Annotated in this window: 13 protein-coding genes; 12 read left to right on the top strand and 1 reads right to left on the bottom strand. The window is 62.2% G+C overall.

Translation table 11 applies throughout. The features are described from left to right. Nucleotides 1–9 precede the first annotated feature (9 nt). On the bottom strand, nt 10–2,610 hold the full coding sequence (gene tssH, locus AC1DB0_RS04025) for a type VI secretion system ATPase TssH (RefSeq protein WP_476756543.1): 2,601 nt from the start codon (nt 2,608–2,610) through the stop codon (nt 10–12). Between the two features lie 240 nt (nt 2,611–2,850). Between tssH and tssB the strand changes: the two genes are divergently transcribed. Genes tssB through AC1DB0_RS03965 form a run of 12 tightly spaced genes read left to right on the top strand, consistent with a single transcriptional unit; the run spans nt 2,851 to nt 19,162 of the window. Then, on the top strand, nt 2,851–3,360 hold the full coding sequence (gene tssB, locus AC1DB0_RS04020) for a type VI secretion system contractile sheath small subunit (RefSeq protein WP_054424850.1): 510 nt from the start codon (nt 2,851–2,853) through the stop codon (nt 3,358–3,360). A 41-nt stretch (nt 3,361–3,401) separates the two neighbouring features. Beyond that, nucleotides 3,402–4,880 (top strand): type VI secretion system contractile sheath large subunit, encoded by a 1,479-nt coding sequence (gene tssC, locus AC1DB0_RS04015; RefSeq protein ID WP_425286186.1) that lies wholly within the window; start codon nt 3,402–3,404, stop codon nt 4,878–4,880. A gap of 13 nt (nt 4,881–4,893) precedes the next feature. Next, nucleotides 4,894–5,322, top strand: a complete 429-nt coding sequence (tssE, locus tag AC1DB0_RS04010; protein ID WP_476756544.1) for a type VI secretion system baseplate subunit TssE — start codon at nt 4,894–4,896, stop codon at nt 5,320–5,322. A gap of 28 nt (nt 5,323–5,350) precedes the next feature. Further along, on the top strand, nt 5,351–7,117 hold the full coding sequence (gene tssF / locus AC1DB0_RS04005; RefSeq protein ID WP_476756545.1) for a type VI secretion system baseplate subunit TssF: 1,767 nt from the start codon (nt 5,351–5,353) through the stop codon (nt 7,115–7,117). Further along, nucleotides 7,081–8,100: a type VI secretion system baseplate subunit TssG gene (gene tssG / locus AC1DB0_RS04000; protein ID WP_346550495.1), complete on the top strand. Its 1,020-nt coding sequence runs from the start codon at nt 7,081–7,083 to the stop codon at nt 8,098–8,100. Before tssF ends, tssG begins: the two co-directional genes overlap by 37 nt. Continuing rightward, the gene (gene tagH, locus AC1DB0_RS03995; protein WP_476756546.1) at nt 8,097–9,488 is read left to right on the top strand and encodes a type VI secretion system-associated FHA domain protein TagH; all 1,392 of its coding nucleotides are present in this window, start codon (nt 8,097–8,099) and stop codon (nt 9,486–9,488) included. Before tssG ends, tagH begins: the two co-directional genes overlap by 4 nt. Further along, the gene (tssJ, locus tag AC1DB0_RS03990; RefSeq protein ID WP_476756547.1) at nt 9,485–10,585 is read left to right on the top strand and encodes a type VI secretion system lipoprotein TssJ; all 1,101 of its coding nucleotides are present in this window, start codon (nt 9,485–9,487) and stop codon (nt 10,583–10,585) included. The genes tagH and tssJ overlap by 4 nt, the downstream gene beginning before the upstream one ends. Then, nucleotides 10,582–11,919 (top strand): type VI secretion system baseplate subunit TssK, encoded by a 1,338-nt coding sequence (gene tssK, locus AC1DB0_RS03985; protein WP_054424862.1) that lies wholly within the window; start codon nt 10,582–10,584, stop codon nt 11,917–11,919. The genes tssJ and tssK overlap by 4 nt, the downstream gene beginning before the upstream one ends. Nucleotide 11,920: 1 nt before the next feature. Further along, entirely contained in the window at nt 11,921–12,748 is an 828-nt protein-coding gene (icmH, locus tag AC1DB0_RS03980; protein ID WP_476756548.1) for a type IVB secretion system protein IcmH/DotU, read from the top strand. 22 nt (nt 12,749–12,770) lie between these two features. Then, the gene (locus AC1DB0_RS03975) at nt 12,771–15,008 is read left to right on the top strand and encodes a T6SS effector phospholipase Tle3 domain-containing protein (RefSeq protein WP_476758604.1); all 2,238 of its coding nucleotides are present in this window, start codon (nt 12,771–12,773) and stop codon (nt 15,006–15,008) included. Then, complete coding sequence (locus tag AC1DB0_RS03970) at nt 15,005–16,630, top strand: type VI lipase adapter Tla3 domain-containing protein (protein WP_447578161.1); 1,626 nt, start codon at nt 15,005–15,007, stop codon at nt 16,628–16,630. Before AC1DB0_RS03975 ends, AC1DB0_RS03970 begins: the two co-directional genes overlap by 4 nt. Nucleotides 16,631–16,642: 12 nt before the next feature. After that, a complete protein-coding gene (locus AC1DB0_RS03965) occupies nt 16,643–19,162 on the top strand; it encodes a type VI secretion system Vgr family protein (RefSeq protein ID WP_476758603.1) in 2,520 nt (839 codons plus the stop codon). Nucleotides 19,163–19,202 lie beyond the last annotated feature (40 nt).

The raw sequence follows: 19,202 nt of genomic DNA, 5'->3' as shown, positions 1-19,202 counted from the left end.
CGCGGACCTTTAATCCAGCGTGGCGGCGAAGCCGCCTTGCGACCATTCCAGCCGGGCGCTGCCAAAGGCGAGCCCGGCGGCCAACTGTTGCAGCACCGCCAGGGAAAGGGGGGGCAAGAGTTCGCCATCGATGGTGGCGTCCAGCAGACGCGCGCCGTTCTCGTGGCGCGCGCAGCGGCCACGCAGTTCATCGCGCGCGCTGGCGCTGAGGTGCAGCGTGGCGTTGTAACGCGTCGCGAATTGGACGCGCAAACGTTCCAGCCGGCTTTGGATGATCTGGTCCAGCACACTTTCGTCCAGATACCGGTATGGCACCACCTGCATGCGCGCAAGCAGCGCCGGTTTGAAGAATGCGGCCAGCCGGATGCGCAGCGCGTCTTCGGGCAAATCGGCCAGATCGCCGTCTTGTTGGTCGAATCCGAGGTTGGAGGTCAAGAAGAACAGGACGTTCTTGCAATCAATCTGGCGCCCTTCGCCGTCAGCCAGTTCGCCCTTGTCGAAGGCCTGGTAGAACAGGCTCATGACTTCCGGGTGGGCCTTCTCGACTTCGTCCAGCAACACCACCGAATAGGGCTGCCGCCGGATTGCCTCGGTCAGCACGCCGCCTTCGCCATATCCGACATAGCCGGGCGGCGCACCCAGCAGGCGCGACACCGTATGCCGCTCCTGGAATTCGGACATGTTGATCGTGGTCAGGAACTGCCTGCCGCCAAATAGTTCGTCGGCCACCGCCAACGCGGTTTCGGTCTTGCCAACGCCGCTGGGGCCGACGAGCAGGAACGCGCCCAGGGGCGTGCCGGGGCGGCGCAAGTCGGCCATGGCCGTCAGCAAATGCTTGTGCAAGCGATCAATGGCGCCGTCCTGGCCCTTGATACGTTCACCCAGTACGGCAGGCAACCGGGCCAGGCGTTCTATCTGGCCACGATTGAGCGTAGTGGCGGGAATGCCGGTCCAGTCGGAAATGACCTGGGCGATCTGCGCGTGGCCGACATCGGCATGCAACAACGCGCCATCGCGTTGGAGCGCGGTCAGCGCCGCCACCTGTTGGCGCAATTCGTCGGAGGCAGGGTGGCCCGGCGAATCCGGGTCATCGTCATCTAGCGCGCCGCGCAAGCGCAAGATGTCATCGACCAGCGCCTTCTGCTGTTCCCACGCCTGTTGCAGCTGTGTGATGCGGCCGTCAACCGCGGCGGCGTTGGCCTCGAGTTCGGCTAGACGGCGCGGCGCGGCGTCGCGGCCGGCGCGAGCATCGCGATGCAACTGCTGGAGTTCGGCTGCGATTTGCAATTGTTCATGTTCCATCGCCGTGAGCCGGCGCGGAGGCTCTGCCAACGCCGTTGCCACGCGGGCGCTGGCGGTGTCCAGCACATCAATGGCCTTGTCTGGCAATTGCCGGCCCGACAGGTAGCGTGCTGACAACGTCACGGCCGCCTGCAAGGCGTCGTCGCCGATGTAGACACGATGCGCCTGCTCGTAAATGCGGCGCAAGCCACGCAAGATGTGAACCGCCTGTTCCTGGCTGGGCTCGTCCAGCTTCACCAGCTGGAATCGCCGCGTCAGGGCCGGGTCTTTCTCGAAGTACTTTTTGTATTCGGTCCAGGTCGTGGCCGCGATGGTGCGCAATTCGCCGCGCGCAAGCGCGGGTTTGAGCAAGTTGGCGGCGTCGCTGCCGCCGGCGGCATTGCCCGCTCCAATCAGCGTATGCGCCTCGTCGATGAACAGGATGATGCGCTGGGCCGATGCCTTGACCTCGTCAAGCACGGCCTTCAGGCGCTTTTCAAATTCGCCCTTGACCGACGCGCCCGCCTGCAACGCGCCCAGGTCCAGCCCCCATAGCGACACATGACGCAGGGGCGCCGGCACACGTTCTTGCACGATGCGCAACGCCAGGCCCTCGACCACGGCGCTCTTGCCGACGCCCGCGTCGCCCACCACGATGGGGTTGTTTTTGCGGCGGCGTGACAGGATGTCGATCATCTGGTCGATCTCGGCATCGCGGCACAGCACGGGATCAATCTTGCCGGCACGCGCCTGTGCGGTGAAGTCGTGCCCATACTTCGCCAGCGCGCTGTCGGACGACACCGATGATGCGTGGATCGCTTCGACATTGCCTCCCGCGGGTTCACCGGCCGGTGATTCGCAGGAGTGTTGAAACACGCTGCTGAATTCTTTGCGCAAGGCCTCGCGGTTGATGTGTTCGAACAGCGTGATGGCGGAAAGGGGAAGATAGCGCCCCGGATTCAGCAGCGCGGCCAGCGTCAGGCTGCCCCCGCGCAACTGTGTATGGCCGAGCTCCAGCGACGCCAGCAGCCACGCTTCCTGTAGCCACTCGATCAGCAGCGGCGAGAACGTGGGGTATTGGCCCGGCGTTTCACTGCGATAAGGGCTGGCGTTAGCCAGCGCCTGGCGGACCGAATCCGGGTCGAGTTCGGCGTGCCTGATCAGCATGCGCATATCCGACAAGGGCTGGTCGACCAGCTTGAACAGTACGTGCGCCACGGTGATCTCGGCGCAATGCTGGCTGATGCACAGACTGGCGGCTTCTTCCAGGGCCTGGCGGCTGATCGGATTCAAGCGTTCGATCAGGGCGGAGAGGTCAATTCTGATCATGGCGTCACACGCGTTCGAGGAATCCACAACGAGACCATGCCACTCAAATTAATTCCATAGGAGGACTATGAAACCGCGCCCGGAACGCGCTCACCGTGTCAAAGATGTCTCACTTGTCGCACGTGCTCAAGCACATTTAGTAGTCGTCCTATTGCGACTCATCCTTCAGCCCTCTTAGCATCAGCCCACTGGTTCGAGGCCGCCAAAAACGGCTTCCCAAACTCTCCAAAGGAGCTTGTCATGGCGAAGAAATCGGTGTCCGTCGCCCCGCCGGAACGGATCAACATCAAGTACGTGCCCGCCACGGGCGACCAGCAGGCTGAGATCGAGCTTCCCCTGAAATTGCTCATCACGGGCGACTTCAAGGGGCACGGCGAAGAGACGGCGCTGGAGGAGCGGCCGGTGGTGCGCATCGACAAAGACAACTTCGACGATGTCATCGCGGAAGCCGGCATCGCCTTGACGATGCAAGTGCCGTCTCGGCTGGGTGAAGCAGGCCAGGAAGACGACACCTTGAATGTGTCGCTGGACTTCAAACGCATGCGTGATTTTTCGCCGGATGCCATTGCGCGGCAGGTGCCGGAATTGAATAAGCTGCTGGAATTGCGTGAAGCGCTTGTCGCGCTGAAAGGCCCCCTGGGCAACGTGCCGGCGTTTCGCAAGCAGCTTCAGACCTTGCTTGCCGACGACAAGGCGCGCACCGCGCTGGCCAAGGAACTGAATCTGGTCCTGGAAAAGCCGGCCGCCTGAGCCTGCCGTTTCGCTGCAACGCCAACCCGCAAAAAAAGGATATGAGCATGAAGGCTCAAGCTGCCGCCAAGTCAGAAGACAACCCGTCGATCGGCCTGTTGGACCAGATCATGGCCCAAACCCGCATCGAACCCAGCCACGAAGGTTATGCCGTTGCCGAACGCGGCGTCGCGGCGTTCATTTCGGAAATACTGAAAACACAGGAACGCGAGCAGCCCGTCAACAAGCAGCTGGTGGACCAGATGATCGCGCAGATCGACCGCAAGCTTGGCTTGCAAATGGACGCCATCTTGCACCAGCCGCCGCTGCAAGCGCTGGAGTCCGCATGGCGCGGGCTGAAGCTGCTGGTAGACCGCACCGACTTCCGCGAGAACATCAAGATCGAAATCCTTCACGTCACGAAGGAAGAGATGCTGGAAGACTTCGAAAGCGCGGGCGACATCACGCGCAGCGGTCTGTACAAGCACGTATACACGGCGGGCTATGGCCAATTCGGCGGCGAGCCGGTGGCCAGCATCGTCAGCAACTACACGTTCGGCCCGTCGTCGCCCGACATCAAACTGCTGAGCTATGTGGCGTCTGTGGGCGCCATGGCGCATGCGCCGTTCCTGGGCGCGGCGGGCGCCGAGTTCCTGAACATCGACGGCTTTCAGGAACTGCCCAATCTGAAGGAAGTGCGCGACATCTTCGAAGGCCCCCGCTTCACGAAATGGCGCGGCTTGCGCGAGTCCGAAGACGCGCGCTATCTGGGCCTGACGATGCCGCGTTTCCTGCTGCGCCAGCCCTACGATCCGCTGGAAAACCCCACCAGCAGTTTCGTCTACCGCGAAACCATCGACGGTCAGCACGACAACTACCTGTGGGGCAATACGTCGTACCTGCTTGCCAGCCGCATCACCGACAGCTTCGCCAAGTACCGCTGGTGCCCCAACATCATCGGCCCGCTGTCCGGCGGCGCGGTGGACGATCTGCCGGTCCACCTGTACGAGTCGCTGGGTCAGCTGCAAGCGAAGATCCCCACCGAAGTGCTGGTGTCCGACCGCAAGGAATTCGAGCTGGCCGAAGAAGGGTTCATTGCGCTGACGATGCGCAAAGACAGCGACAACGCCGCGTTTTTCTCGGCGAACTCGGTGCAAAAGCCGAAGCTGTTCCAGAAGACGCCCGAAGGTCAGGCCGCACAGACGAACTTCAAGCTGGGTACACAATTGCCCTACATGTTCATCGTCAACCGTCTGGCGCACTACATCAAGGTGCTGCAGCGCGAGCAGATCGGCAGCTGGAAGGAACGCCAGGATCTCGAACGCGAATTGAACACGTGGCTCAAGCAGTACATCGCGGATCAGGAAAGCCCGTCGGCGGATGTGCGCAGCCGCCGCCCGTTGCGCGCCGCTCAGGTGCAGGTGCAAGACGTCAGCGGTAACCCCGGCTGGTATCAGGTGTCGCTCGCCGTGCGTCCGCACTTCAAGTACATGGGCGCCAACTTCGAACTGTCGCTGGTCGGCCGTTTGGACAAGGAATAAGGAGGCGCTCCGCATGCCGAGGTCGCGGGGACAGGGCAGTTTGTTCGAACGGCTGGTGCCCGACGCCTTGCCTCGGCGCAGCCGCTCCCGGCAAGAGCTGGCCGCCGAGCGCGTCCTTGCCATCAAGCGGCATCTGGAACGCATCCTCAACAGCCGCCGGGGCTGCTCAATGAGCAGCCCCGGGCTGGGCTTGCAGGACTTCAACGACGCGTCGATGGGCAGCGCCGACTTGCTGGTGCAGGTCAGCCAGGACATCCGGGCCTCGGTCGCGGCTTACGAACCCCGGGTCAAGGTGATGAGCGTGCGATCGCGGCCCGATCCTGCCCAGCCGCTCAGCCTGAACTTCAGGCTGGATTGTCTGGTGCCTATCTTCAATAAGGAAGAGCAGGTGGAGATCGATCTGGTGATTCACCATCAGGACGGCTATACGCGGATCGTTTGATCCCTGTGGGCCACGGAGGCAGGAAAACATGCCGTTGCGAGGAAAATTCCGCGAGGAGATCGACTATCTGCGCAGGCTCGGACGCGAGTTCGCGCGCGACAACCCGCAGCTGTCGCAATTCCTGGGGGACGAGGCGGCCGACCCGGATGTCGAGCGGCTGCTGGAAGGGTTTGCGTTTCTGACGGCCAAGCTGCGCTTGAAGATCGAAGACGACCTGCCCGAACTCACCCATTCGTTATTGCAGCTGCTGTGGCCCAACTACTTACGGCCCTTGCCCAGCGCGACGATCATGCGGTTCGACCCGGTGGAACGCGCCATCACAACGCGTCAAGTCATCCCGAAGGGCACGCGCGTGTTGTCGCGCCCCGTGGACGGCACGCGGTGCCAGTTCCGGATCAGCACGGATGTGGTGATTTATCCGCTGCATATCGTTGACGTCAGCGATGCCCACACGCGCGAGAAATCCATCCTGCGCGTGGATCTTGAACCCATCGCTGGCAACGCCATCGATACGTTTGATTGCGACAAGCTTGATTTCCACCTGAGCGGCGACGACACCACCGCGTTGACGATGTACCTGTGGCTGTCTCGCTATCTGGGCGAAATCCGGCTGGAGATCGGCGGCCAAACGCGAACGCTGTCCGCCAGGCAGGTGACGTTTCCCGGGTTCTCGCCCGAAGAGTCTTTATTGCCGTATCCCAAGAACGTGTTCGATGGCTATCGGATTCTTCAGGAATATTTCATTTTCCCGAGGCGGTTTCTGTTCTTCAGCTTGGCTGGCCTGCGCGCGCTATGGCCCGAAGGCACCACGCAGCGCGTGCGCTTCGAATTCCATTTCAACCGGCCCATGCCGGTTGACATCCGGCTGCGCCCAAACGACTTGTCCTTGTATTGCGCGCCCGCCGTCAACCTGTTCGAGCAAGACGCCGAACCCATCAACTTGAACGGACGGGCGGTAGATCAGCGGCTGATGCCGGGCGGGCAAGACCCCGGCGCCTACGAGATCTTCAGTATTGACGATGTCACCGGCTGGCAGCGGGTGGCGGACGGACAGCGCGGGCGCTTTCTGCGCACGTTTTATCCCTTTGAATCCCTGCAACACGAAATCGAACATGCGCAGGGACGCAGCGCGCTGTACTACCGCAGCCGGATCGAGAACGCGATGAGCGAAGAAGGCGTTGTGCACCGCATTGCCTTCATCCGGGGCGACGAAACCGATTACATCGACGAGGATGAAACCGTGTCGTTAGCACTGACCTGCACCAACCGCGATTTGCCGCTGGCGCTCGGCGTGGGCGACATCTGTGTGCAGACCCAGACGACGCCCACCTTCGCCACCTACACCAACATCACCCGGCCCACCCCGCCTTACCGGCCCGTGCTGGACGGCGCGCTGCAGTGGACGCTGATCTCGAATCTGTCGCTGAACTACCTGTCGTTGCTGTCGACCGAACCCTTGAAGGCCGTGCTGCGCGCCTACGACTTTGCGGCGCTGCATGACATTCAGCACGCGCGCGCCGGCAGCAAGCGCCTGGACGGCATCGGCGATGCCGTGACGCAGCCGGCCGATCTCTTGATGAAGGGCCTGCCCATACGCGGGCTGAAAACGCGTTTGAAGCTCGACCCTGCCGCGTTCCTGTGTGAAGGAGACCTCTACCTGTTCGGCACGGTGCTAAGCCATTTCTTTGCGCTGTACGCAAGCATCAATTCCTTTCACCTGCTGGAAGCCACCAACACCGGCAATAACGAGCACTACGAATGGCCATTGCAGACCGGAAAACAACCGCTGATCTAGCGGACCTTCTGCTGGCCAGTGCGAAGAACTATGACTTCTTCAGGTTGCTTGAGCAACTGCACGGCCTGCACGAAGATGACCTGGAATCCCGGGATACCCACGAGCCCGAGCGTCAGCGTGTCCGCCTGAGCAGCTATGCGGGGCTGGGGTTTCCGGCGTCGGATGTGGCGTTGGCCGAACGCATGCCTGAAGGCGCCCGCAGCCACTATCACGTGCAGGCCACGTTCTTCGGCATGCATGGCCCGGACTCGCCCCTGCCGGGCTACTACCTGGACCGGCTGGCATACGAATACGGCCAAGGCGTCGGCATTCGACCCGCGTTCCTGGATTTCTTCAACCATCGCCTGCTGACGCTGCTGCATCAAGCCTGGCGCAAATACCGCTACTACGTGCGCTTTCGCCGCGAGGCGCACGATCGCTTCTCGCGTTATGTGTTCGCCATGGTGGGCTTGGGTGACGTTGAGCTGCGCGGCGTGACGCCGATTCCCTGGAGCCGCCTGCTGAGCTACGCGGGCGTGATCGCCAGCCGCAGCCGTTCACCGCAGGTGGTGGCGGGTATCGTGTCGCATTGCTTCGACTTGAAGCAGGTGCAAGTGCGCGAGTTCGAGCTGCGCTACATGCATGTGGCCGAGCCGCAGCGCTTGGGGCTGGGGCGGCGCAATGGTGTCCTGGGCGACAGCTTTGTCATCGGCAGCCGCGTCCGCACCCGCTACAGCAAGTTTTCGATTGTTATTTCCAACCTGGATCAATCGCGTTTCCGGGAGTTCCTGCCTAGCGGCGAGAACTTCGAACGCTTGCGCAAGCTGATCGATTTTCTGCTGCGCGACCCCGCGGCCTATGACCTTGAACTGGGGTTACGGCATGACCAGGTGCCGCCGTTCAATCTGGGGCGCGACACCGGCGCGCATCTGGGCTGGACAAGCTTCGTCCAGCACACGGCGGCGCGCCGGCCGTTCATCGTTCGCATAAAGGCCCGTCTATGAAACCCGAATCGCTTCCGAGCCGGCTGGCGCTTGTGGTCGCCAACCCCGAACACCTGCAACATGGCAGCACGCCCCGGCACGGCTTTGACGCCGCGGGCGGAACCATCGGCGGCGAGGGCGCCGATTGGGCGCTGACCGACCAGGCGGGCCGCATCGAGCGCATCCACTGCGAAATCCGCTATGAAGACGCCGCGTTCTGCATCGTTGACCGCAGCGGGAAAACGCGCGTCAACGATGCCAACGAGCCACTGGGCGCTCTGGTGATGGCGAAGTTGCGGGATGGCGACGTCTTGCACATCGGCCCTTACCGTGTCGCCGTGCATTTGCACGATCCCCATCAAGAGCTGCTGGAGCCGGGGCGGCATCTGGCGCAATACGGGGTTGGCGAATTGTTAAGCAACGCGGCGGACGGCCATGACGGCTTGCCGACTGGCGCCTATGTCTTTGAAACCGAGCACGTGTCGGCCCCCCTGGATGCCACCTACCAGGCCCTGAGCGCGCCGCACGACGCTCGCGCGGACACCGACCCCTTGCGTGCCTTGGACGCGGCCGAGCGCACAAGCGAACTCCCGCCTGTCGTGATGGGCCCTTGGGATGTGCGCCGCGGCGCCGCCTTGGCCCCGACCCAGGCTGATCTTGCCTCGACCCGGTTTGAAGCCGTGACCGGAACGCCCCTGCCATTTCCTGGAGATTCCCGTATGCCGAAGTCACATGACCGACCCGATGCCCACAGCGGAACCCACAGCGGAACCCGCACTGGGTCCCCCTATCGATTGCGCAACCGGCAGGCCATGGCGGGAGACCCCACCGACGCTGCGGATGCATTGATGCAAGGCCTGGACGTTCCATTGGGGCCGCTTGACCCGCAAGCGGGGCAGGCGCTGCTGCTGGAAGCCGGCCAGGCGCTGAATGCGGCCATCAAGGGCATCGCCGGGTTGTATGCGGACCAGGCGGGTTCGGCTGCGCCGCGCAAATTGCTGGGACGCAGCTTGCAGCCCATTGAAGACAATCCGCTGCGCCTGGGCCAAAGCTACGCCGACACCGTGCGGGCAATGTTCGCCGCCAATCGCAGTGTGGTGCACCTGTCTCCCAAAGACGCGGTCGACGAAAGCCTGGCGCAGTTGCGCACGCATCACGACGCGGTCACACAGGCGATCGAAGCAGGTCTGCAAGCGTTGTTACGCGCCTTTGCGCCGTCGGTGCTGATGCAGCGCTTTCGCCGCTACCGCCCTGATCAAGATGCGCCGGCCGCCGACGATTGGGCATGGGGCATGTATACGCACTACTACGACGAGTTGGCGTCAGCACGTCAACGAGGGTTCGAGAAGCTGTTCTGGGAAGTGTTTGAACAAGCCTACGACCGCGCTTTGCGGGTGGAGGCCGAATGAAGCGGATGGTTCCTGCCTTGCTGGCGACAACGCTGCTGGCGGCGTGTGGCACGGTTGCCGATGTGGTGACGAAGACAGGGATGGTGCTGATGGACCCGTCCATCCAGATCGGGCCACCCGACGAACAGCTGTCGCTCATCGGGCTCAGCCTGTACGCGGCGGCAGACGTCAATCCCAACCCGGCCAGCATGCCCGACGAAGAACCCGAATCCGCTGCGGCGCCGTCCAACCGGGAAGCGGGGCCTTACGAGGTCAAGCTCAATAGCGGGAATCGCGAAGAGCTGATCGAGCATCTGCGCGGATTGCTGGACGAACTGGAAGAGGGCCGGCCCTCGTTGCATCCGTTGCGGCGGGTGGACATGGGCCCATCGACGATCCAGCGCATGCCGGGTGAAACCGCCGCAGAACCTGGCGCGGCGGATGCCGTGGCGAAGCTGGACCTGTTGCTGGCGATAGGCGTGTCAGAGCACTTCGTGCCGGGCCGGCAGTTTGGCGCGGGCAAGCAGGTAATCGAGCAGGGGTTCTCGGGGGTGCCGCTGCCGCTGGGCGGATTGGCCGCGCCAGGTCCGAAAGGCATGGGCGGGTCGGAAAGTCTTGGCGGGCAGGGCGGATTCGGCATGTCCATCGAGTTCAGCGGGGCCGGCGAGTCCGGCGAGGCCCCCGGGCTGGGCTTGGGGCAGTACAGCCGCGCGCACAGCCTCCCAACCATGGAACCCACGCCCGCGCCGCGTGGCGCGCCCACGCCGATTGCGTTCAAGGTGCTTCAGCTGAAAGACGATTCCCTGCTGCTGAACGCCGACCCGGACCAGCTGGCCAAGGATTTGAAGAAGGCGCTGGGCAGCACCTATGTGGTTGAAGACGATTACGTGCTGCAACCCGGCCAGTTCAAGTTCATTGACTTCGCCCGGATCGAACCCGCCACCCGCTATGTGGCGATCATCGCCGACTTCCATGATCCGAATGGCGCGGTCTGGAAGCACGCATTCCGGCTGGAGCCCACGGGCCGGCGCTACGCCTTGCTGATGACGCTGCATGGCAACCGCGTGGCCATCACCGATGAAAGCACCCGTCCGCCGCAACCGAGATCCCAACCATGACCTCCCGCAATCCCGTTATCTGGAGTGAAGGGCTGTTCGTCAAGCCCCAGCATTTCCAGCAGCAGACCCGCGCGCTTGAACACCATGCCAACCAACGCATCGCGGGCGTCAGTGAGCATCTCTATGGCTTGAGCGAGCTGGAGCTGAACCAGGAATACCTGAGCTTTGGCAAGATCGCCATCGTGCGCGCGCGCGGCGTCATGCCTGATGGCACGGTGTTCGACATCCCGAACGATCAGCCACCACCGACACCACTGGCGGTGACCGATACCTCATCCGTCAACCAGACCGTCTACCTGACCTTGCCGCTGCGCTCGGACGGCGTGCTGGAAGTGCAATGGCCAGACACCTACGCCAATGCGCGCTACGTGACGCGTAGCGAAGAGGTGCGCGACACGCATAGCCACGAAGGCGATTACGTGTCGATGGATCTGGCCGCCCCGAACTTGCAGCTGACGCTCGAGCGTGAAGACCGCAGCGCATTTACCGGCGTGGCGTTGTGCCGGCTGCTGGACCGGCGCCCTGACGGCAGCCTGCTGCTGGACGACGCGTTCTATCCCACGGGCATGTCCATCAATGCGATCCCGCCGCTGAAACGCTACTTGGGGGAAATCGCCGGCCTGATGCGGGAACGCGCGAAGAACATCGCCGAACGCATTGGCTCGCCCGGGCAGGCCGGCGTGGCGGACGTAACGGACTTCAATCTGCTGCTGGCGTTGAACCGGCTGCATCCGTGGTTTCTGCACTTGTCGCGCCTGCGCCATCTGCACCCCGAGCAGCTATACATCGCGTTTAGCCAGGCCTGCGGCGAACTCGTCACATTCACCGACGAAGGGCGGCTGCCGCAAGAATATCCGGCCTACCGGCACGACGATCCCCGCCAATCGTTCCGCATGCTTGAGGACACGTTGCGGCGCACGCTCAGCACCGTGTTGCAGCCGCGCGCCGTGTCGCTGCCGATCGAACGCCAGCAGTACGGCGTGCTGACCGCGGCGGTGCACGACCGCAGCCTTTACGCAGACGCGGATTTCGTTCTGGCCGTGCGCGCCCGCATGCCGCTTGACCGGCTGCGTCAGCAGTTCATGCAGCAGGCCAAGGTGGCCTCGATGGAAAAGCTGGGCGAGCTCGTCAGCCTGCAACTGCCCGGCATCCCGCTGCAGCCGCTGCCGGTCGCGCCGCGCCACCTGCCGTTCCATGCCGGCTTTACCTATTTCCAGTTCGACCGCAGCCATCCTTCGTGGCAGATGCTTCGGGATACGGCGGGCTTCGGCCTGCATATTGCCGGCGACTACCCCGAGCTGGAGCTGCAGCTGTGGGCCATCAGGAGCCAATGACATGAACACGACCTCTACCGCCGAGCGCGGCGAAGCCGAATTCCTGCGCACGAGCGTAACGGCAGCCGTCCACGACAAAGAACAGATCGGCTTCAACACCATTCAAAACCTGGATACGGACGCAGACCTGGCGTTCCAGCTTCGGGGCCATGGCTACAACCCGTTGGTGGATGCAGCTTTGCCACTCTTCGGCATGGTGATCCGCGTACGCAAGATGACCAACTACGAATCCATCGGCAAGCTGTATTCCACGGTGCGGGACCAGATATCCGCGCTGGACGAAGAAATCCGCCAGCACGGCTATGACAGCGCGACGCAATTGGCGTATCGATATGCGCTGTGTACGTTCATCGATGAAGCCGTGATGGGAACCGCATGGGGGTCCAACTCGATCTGGGCCGAGCGCTCTTTGCTGAGCGTCAACCATAGCGAGACCTGGGGAGGCGAGAAGTTCTTCACGGTGCTGTCGCGCATGATGATGGACCCCGCCCGATACCGCGACGTCCTGGAATTCAAATACCTGTGCCTGTGCCTGGGGTTCAAGGGCAAGTACGGGTTGCAGCACAACCAGAACGATGCGTTGCAGACCATCCTCGTCAAGCTTCACCGCATCTTGCGCGAGCTGCGCGGAGAAACGCCAGAGTCGCTGACCGACGCCGACGCCAACATCGCATCGCGCCGCTATCGGGTGGGGCGCCAATGGCCGTGGTGGACGCCATGGGCCAGCGCGCTGGTCGTGCTCTCGGGGGTGTACGCCGCCTTTGCGCTGAATCTGGGAAGCACGACGGATGTCGTCCTGCATGCGTTGGACGGCATTTTGAAGAATTGAATGCGCTGCCTGTGCAGCAAGGATGCGCAAGATGAACGTTAGTCCCACGGCCCGGGTCATCGGCAAAGCCAGCAGCGTCGTCATGCCTTCAGGCGGCGACACCCGTGTGCAGCCCCCGCCGCCCAAACCCTGCGTGACGATCGTGGTGCATGGCGTGAACGACCTGGCCGGGGTCTACGCCAGCATCGAGCAAGGTCTGTGCGAAGGCTTGAACGAACGCTTGGATCTGGCCTTTCAGCCAGACGGCTCGCCGGGCGTGGGCCGACTTGAAGCTGCCAGCTATACCTCGCCCGCTGATGACTACGGCGTTGCATCTAATCCCGACGCGGTGTACTACCGCCGTCGTTTCTCAGACGCATCAGACGGACGCGCAGCCCGCAGCGTGGTGATTCCGTTTTACTGGGGATTTCGCGAAGAAGAAGCCTTCATCGACAAGACCACGCCGCACGGCGAATGGCTGGACCGCAACGGCAACCGTCTGGATACAGCGGGTACGAAGGAGGGCGGCCAGTTCGCCAACGCGACGACCACGCTGCCGGATATGTGGGGTGACGGCTTCAGCGGCAAGCTGTTCGGCTTCATTCCCATGCACTGGTTCTCGCCGGACCCCAGCCATCCCTTATTCCGATCCGCGGCGCGCAAATACATGGTGCTGGCCGCGATGCGGCTGGCCATGCTGATCCGCATCATCCGCAAGCGTTACCCCGACGACGTCATCAACGTCGTGGGTCATAGCCAGGGAAATCTGCTGAACCTGCTGGCGCAGGCGATGCTGGCTGACGAAGGTGATACGCGTCCTGCGGACTGCTGCATCATGATGAATCCGCCGTACAGCCTGCATGAACCCTGGACGGAGGGCGTGCAGTTAGGGCACCGGCAACAGACAACCCATGCACGTGTTGAAACGCTGAAGCTGATCGTTGCCTTCATCGACGCACAGGCGACGGCCGAGCCTGCGCTAAGCGCAGTTACCATTGCCCGAAGCCCCGGCTACGGCGCCATCGGCGGCCCGCGTTGGACGGGCGGCAAGGGCAGCAAGGCAATGATCGACGGCCAAGAGCTGTCGTTCGACGACACCGACAACCGGGGCTGCACCTACCTGTACTTCACGCCCCAAGATCAGACGGTCGGGCTGGCGAACGTTCAAGGCATTGGCTGGCAAGGTGTGCCGGAAATGGTAAACGGCAAGCCCGCACGAAGCGTTCTGAGTTCGCGCTTTCATCAACGCGTTTTCACGCTGCGCAGACGCGACGGCGAGCGCGAGAAGGTCGGTAGCCGCGAAGCCATCGACCGCTATGTGCTGCGGCGTCCGGGTGAAACGACGTGGGAAGACACGGGGCTGGGCTGGTTCGACAGCATGCGTCTTAGCCGCGCATCCTTTGACGAAAACCAGTCAGTGCAACTACGGGGCCATCGCTTGCCGGTGCCGCTGGAAGTGGACTACGCCCATGAAGGCACGGTGACGGTGGGCAATGCGCCATCGGACAAGGACGCAACGGGCAGCGGCGTGTACCAGGTGAAAACGCCCTACGACCCGATCGACGCGGCCATCGTCCTCGCCAATGGCGGCTGGGAACCGAAGAACCGTGACTATTCCCAAGAGGAACTGCTGGACGAGCAGCAGGTGTACCGCAACGGAAGTGGTTTGGCGCAGATCACGGAATCACGCAATCACGGCCGGGAGGCGGCGGACAAGGCAGAGGTGTTCTCGGCGCACAAGCTGGGCAATGGCCAGGTGCTGATCGTGCGCGGGGAAACGCCCTTTGAAGCACGTATCCGTTTGCAGAATCAGGACCTAGGCAAACAAATCCCGTTGTCGTTCCACTCGGGGATACCGGCGAACCCGGAGCACAGCCGGCGCGTGCTGGCGTTTGATGTGGCGGTGGGCGCGGGGAGGAGTGTGGATGACCTGGAGTTTTATGCGTATCTGTGCCGGGTGGCGGATTGGCGGTTGGATTGGAAGATGAAAGATCATGACTACAAGGACGAGAGTGAGATGGGCTACGAAGATCTGACCGTGGAAGTTCTGGCCCACTACAAACAGGAAGACAAGATGAACCGCAACCTTATCGATGGAACTTCTTTGTATAGAAGTTCCAAGCTTGTGGAGTATGACCAGGCGTTTAAGGCGTTAACGCCTGGAGGGGGAGTTCTGCCCTCGACTGTAGAAAGTGCAGGTCTGCCTACCAAGGTGAAAAGTGAAACGCGCGGACAAAGCCAAGCGCACACCCGTCCTGCGGGAGGCTGGACTCAACCATGACCAGATCCATTGCGACCGTATGCATGATCGTTGCCGCTGCGTTGTTTCCCACTAGCGTAATCGGCGGTGGGACTTCTGTGACCCCGTTCGTGTGTGCTGGAGACCTACCGCAGCCGCGCAAATTTCAGCACTTCCCTGAGGATGCCTCCACGATGCCCGTTGATAGTCGTACCCGTCCCTCGGCAACCTCTTTCCGCTTGGAAAGCCTGGACGTCTTGAGCATTGGAATAAGTCTGGATGTCTTTCGCCAAGGGCAGGTTTGGACAGAACTTCAACAAAAAAGCGCTCTGCAGGACAGCGCATTGCTTGTCGGCGGAATTCTTCCTATGGAACCGGGCAGCTATCCCTTGAGCGGAGGCGATAAGAATCGTGCCTATACGAAGCGTAAGTTCGATGCTTTGGAGCACGGGCTGAAGAACTTCCTTGAGAAATGGCCCATCCCGGCGGTCACAGTAGTGCCGGGTTGGAGCCCTAGCACTCCCAACCCCTATCTCGAGCCGGATGATGTCAAAGTGATGTTGGACGCGATGATAAATTCTGCCCGTGGCGAGGCTGGATTGCACTGGCATGCAGTTCGGCAACTGGAAGACGGCATCATCTGCAATGACACTCCCGAAGGGGTTCTGGAAAGCTTATTTCAAGTCTTCGAAGCAAATCCGGATTTGCCTGCTGTGCTGGTCTATTCGGTGGCAGGGGTCAATATCAAGGGGGTGCTTTCAGCACGTGACGCCCGGCCTATTGGTTCGTCCCGGGGGCCGCGCCAACCCGGCGAACTCACCGACGCCATAGTCGCCCTGGTCATCGGCCGCCCCGAACGTGTCGACTGGCTGCGCTACTACGCTCCATTCACCAAGGTCCACAAGAACCCGATCAACCCGCAATTCACCGGTTGGGGATGGCGCAAACCCAAGGTGCCGTTTCAACCGACGAAGTTCATCCCAGAGCCGTGGACCGAGCGCGCCTTCCAGCAGTGGGACGCCGTGCCTGTGCTTGCCAAGCTGCACCGGCCAGTCACGGTTGCATTGAACAATGACGCGGGCAAGCGCTTGAAAAACGACGCGCTGTACGCGGCGCTGGAAAAGGGCTGGAGCGACGCGACGCAGGGCTTGCCGACGCCGCCTGCCCGCGCCTTCTTCGATACCGGGAAGTCTGAGAACACCGCCCTGGCAGAATGGGTGCCGGCGTTGAAGCAGGCACACAGTTCTCTGGACCTGCTCGCCTCCGAGCAGAGCTACAACCTCACACAGCGCTTGGGCGATACCGGGTCTTCGTCGCCCTTCGTCGGCATCGCGCTTGCGACGATGGCCAGTTATATGAATGCGGACAGCAGCGTGGTGATGCCGCTGCGCCGTGCCGATCGCGCGACGTTGATTCCGATCACCTCGCCCACGCCCGGTCAAAAGCCTGATTTCAATCCCTTCGGCATCCGACTGATGCCGCAGCATTCAAGCAGCAACGGCCCTGACCCTATCTTTGTCGCCCGCATGCACGAAGCACAAATGGCGCAGCAGCCGACGATGCCGACGCGGTTCATCGACCCGGAGCAGGTGGCCAAAGACAAGCAGACCTTGGATGACTTTCTGGCAAGTGGGCCGGGCGTGGATTTGACTAGCTTTAAATGACCAGGAGGCGTCATGAATCCGTTATCTGATTTGCGATTTTCCTTTTCGGTTCAGGCGGCTGGAGCCGAGTTCGACGTTGTGGAGTTCTCGCTGGACGAGGCGCTGTCCGAGTCGTTCCGGCTAGAGGTGGACTTGTCTTGCTTCGATCCTGCAGTGGATTTTGGCGCGGTGCTGGATSAGCCCGCGCTGTTCACGATMTGGCGSGGCGATACGGCGGCGCGGCATGTCCATGGCTTGGTCTCGGCGTTTGAGCAGGGGCCGTCGGGGTTTCGGCGTACGCGCTATCGCGCCGTGGTCGAGCCCGCTTTGGCGCGGGCTGGCTTGTGCTCCGATTGGCGTATTTATCAGCAGTTGTCGGTGCCTGAAATTCTGTCGGCAGTGATCAAGTCGCATGGGATCACCAACTATGAGCAAGTCATGACGAAGGAGCACCTGTCACGGGAATACTGCGTACAGGCCGGCGACACGGACTTGGCGTTTCTGGCTCGGCTGGCGGCGGAAGAGGGGATCTTTTATCGCTATGTACACGATGCGCAGGGTCACCGCTTGATCCATGGCGACCGCATCTACATTCACGGAGAAATTGAAGGCGGGCCGGTGGTCTATCAGCCGATGCCGGGCGGTGGCCGCCCCGAACCCGGTCTGCATCGTTTCACGTATGCGGAACAAGTGCGCACCGCACGCCAGACGCAGCGCGACTACACGTATTCGCACCCCCGTTACGAGCAGGAACATTGCGCCGTGGCTGCCGACCGGGACCATCAGGACGGCCGCTATGAACGCTACGACTACCCGGGCCGCTACAAGCGGGACGAAGCAGGCATTCCGTTCACGCAGTCCCGCTTGCTGGGACTGCGCCGCGACGCGCGCCTGGCCCGCGTTGAAGGAGACGATGCGCGTCTGGTTCCGGGTGTCGCCTTCGATCTGACTGGCCATCCCCGCGATGACTGGAATCACGGATGGCGTCCCGTCCGCATGCATCATCGCGGTGTGCAGTACACCAGCCAGGAAGAGGAAAGCGCCGATGCAAGCCTGGGCACGCGCTATCACTACACCGCTGAGATCGTGCCGGACAAGGTGGATTGGAAACCGGAACCCAGCTCAAAGCCCCGCATTGATGGACCGCAGATCGCCACCGTAGTGGGTCCGCCCAACGAAGAGATCTATTGCGACGAGTTCGGCCGCGTAAAGGTGCAGTTTCCGTGGGACAGGTTGGGCAAGCATGACGAGCACAGCTCTTGCTGGGTCCGGGTGTCCCAGAACTGGGCTGGCGCGGCCTGGGGCCATATGGCGATACCGCGCATCGGACAGGAAATAATAATCAGCTTTTTGGACGGCGATTGTGATCAGCCAATTATTACGGGCAGAACATACCGGGCGACGAATCTACCGCCTTACGCGCTGCCCAAGCACAACATCCTGAATACCGTCAAAAGCAAGGAACACAAGGGCAATCGCGCAAACGAGCTGCGCCTGGATGACACGTCGGCGCAGATCAGCGCCGCGCTGATGAGCGACCATGGCGCTACGCAATTGCATCTGGGATACCTGACGCACCCGCGCCCGCAAGGCGGTGCGCCGCGTGGGGAAGGGTTTGAACTGCGGACGGATGAGCAGGGTGCGTTGCGCGCGGGCAAAGGGTTGTTCATCAGCACCGATGGGCAGGCGCAGGCCAAGGGCGGGCAATTGTCGCGGGCAGAACTGGTGCAGTGCCTGGAGAGTGCGCTGGAACTTGCGAAGGGATTGGGCAGCTACGCGGTGCAGCATCAGGGCATGCCGTTGGACGCGGGACCTCAACAGACCTTGTCCGAGGCCGTGCGTGATCTGGGGCATGGCGCCAACGATGAAGCGAACAAATCGAACGGCGGTTCGCCGCTGATTGCGCTGAGCAGTCCGGCGGGTATCGCGGCGGGCACGCCGCAATCCATCACCTTGGCGGCCGGTCAGCATGTGGACGCCGTTGCACAGCAAAAGCTGCAACTGACCGCGGGGCAGGCGCTCGTCATCAATGCGGGGCAGGGCATCAGCCAGTTCGCGCATGGCGGTGATATGCGGCACATCGCGCATCAGGGCGAGATGCTGTTGCAGGCGCAGCGCGACACCATCCGGGTGCAGGCCGACAAGAGCGTTGAGATCAGTGCTACCCAGGATCACGTCATGGTCATGGCGGACAAACATGTCACGCTGCTTTGCGGCGGCGCCTATATCAAGTTGCAGGGCGGCGCGGTAGAGATCGGTTGCCCGGGCGCCATGACGTTCAAAGCAGCCAGCTACGACATGCAAGGGGCCGCCAGCCAAGCGGCGGACTTGCCTGCTTTTGACGTAGGCGATACGCAACGCCGATTCGTCGTTACGAACATCGACGGCAAGACACCCATGGCCAACGTGCCTTACCGGATCGCGCTCAGTAATGGTGAGACGGTGGAAGGCATCACCGACGCGCAAGGCGCGACGCAATTGCTGGAGAAAACGGCGATGCACATCGCCAATATTCGGATCATGGACCCTCGTAAACCGCCGAACGGCGCGTGAAATGGCCTTAGTGGCCCCTTCGTTGTCATTGAAACAAGGA

The organism is Achromobacter sp. 10T422 (genome assembly GCF_056394065.1).
The sequence above is the reverse complement of the archived record's forward strand: the minus strand, read 5'-3'. Positions and strand labels throughout refer to the sequence as shown.

Coding starts and splice junctions, on each gene's coding strand:
- tssK (WP_054424862.1), top strand. CDS start 10,582: ATGACCTCCCGCAATCCCGTTATCTGGAGTGAAGGGCTGTTCGTCAAG.
- tssH (WP_476756543.1), bottom strand. CDS start 2,610: ATGATCAGAATTGACCTCTCCGCCCTGATCGAACGCTTGAATCCGATC.
- tssB (WP_054424850.1), top strand. CDS start 2,851: ATGGCGAAGAAATCGGTGTCCGTCGCCCCGCCGGAACGGATCAACATC.
- AC1DB0_RS03970 (WP_447578161.1), top strand. CDS start 15,005: ATGACCAGATCCATTGCGACCGTATGCATGATCGTTGCCGCTGCGTTG.
- tssC (WP_425286186.1), top strand. CDS start 3,402: ATGAGCATGAAGGCTCAAGCTGCCGCCAAGTCAGAAGACAACCCGTCG.
- icmH (WP_476756548.1), top strand. CDS start 11,921: ATGAACACGACCTCTACCGCCGAGCGCGGCGAAGCCGAATTCCTGCGC.
- tagH (WP_476756546.1), top strand. CDS start 8,097: ATGAAACCCGAATCGCTTCCGAGCCGGCTGGCGCTTGTGGTCGCCAAC.
- tssJ (WP_476756547.1), top strand. CDS start 9,485: ATGAAGCGGATGGTTCCTGCCTTGCTGGCGACAACGCTGCTGGCGGCG.
- tssF (WP_476756545.1), top strand. CDS start 5,351: ATGCCGTTGCGAGGAAAATTCCGCGAGGAGATCGACTATCTGCGCAGG.
- tssG (WP_346550495.1), top strand. CDS start 7,081: ATGGCCATTGCAGACCGGAAAACAACCGCTGATCTAGCGGACCTTCTG.
- tssE (WP_476756544.1), top strand. CDS start 4,894: ATGCCGAGGTCGCGGGGACAGGGCAGTTTGTTCGAACGGCTGGTGCCC.
- AC1DB0_RS03975 (WP_476758604.1), top strand. CDS start 12,771: ATGCGCAAGATGAACGTTAGTCCCACGGCCCGGGTCATCGGCAAAGCC.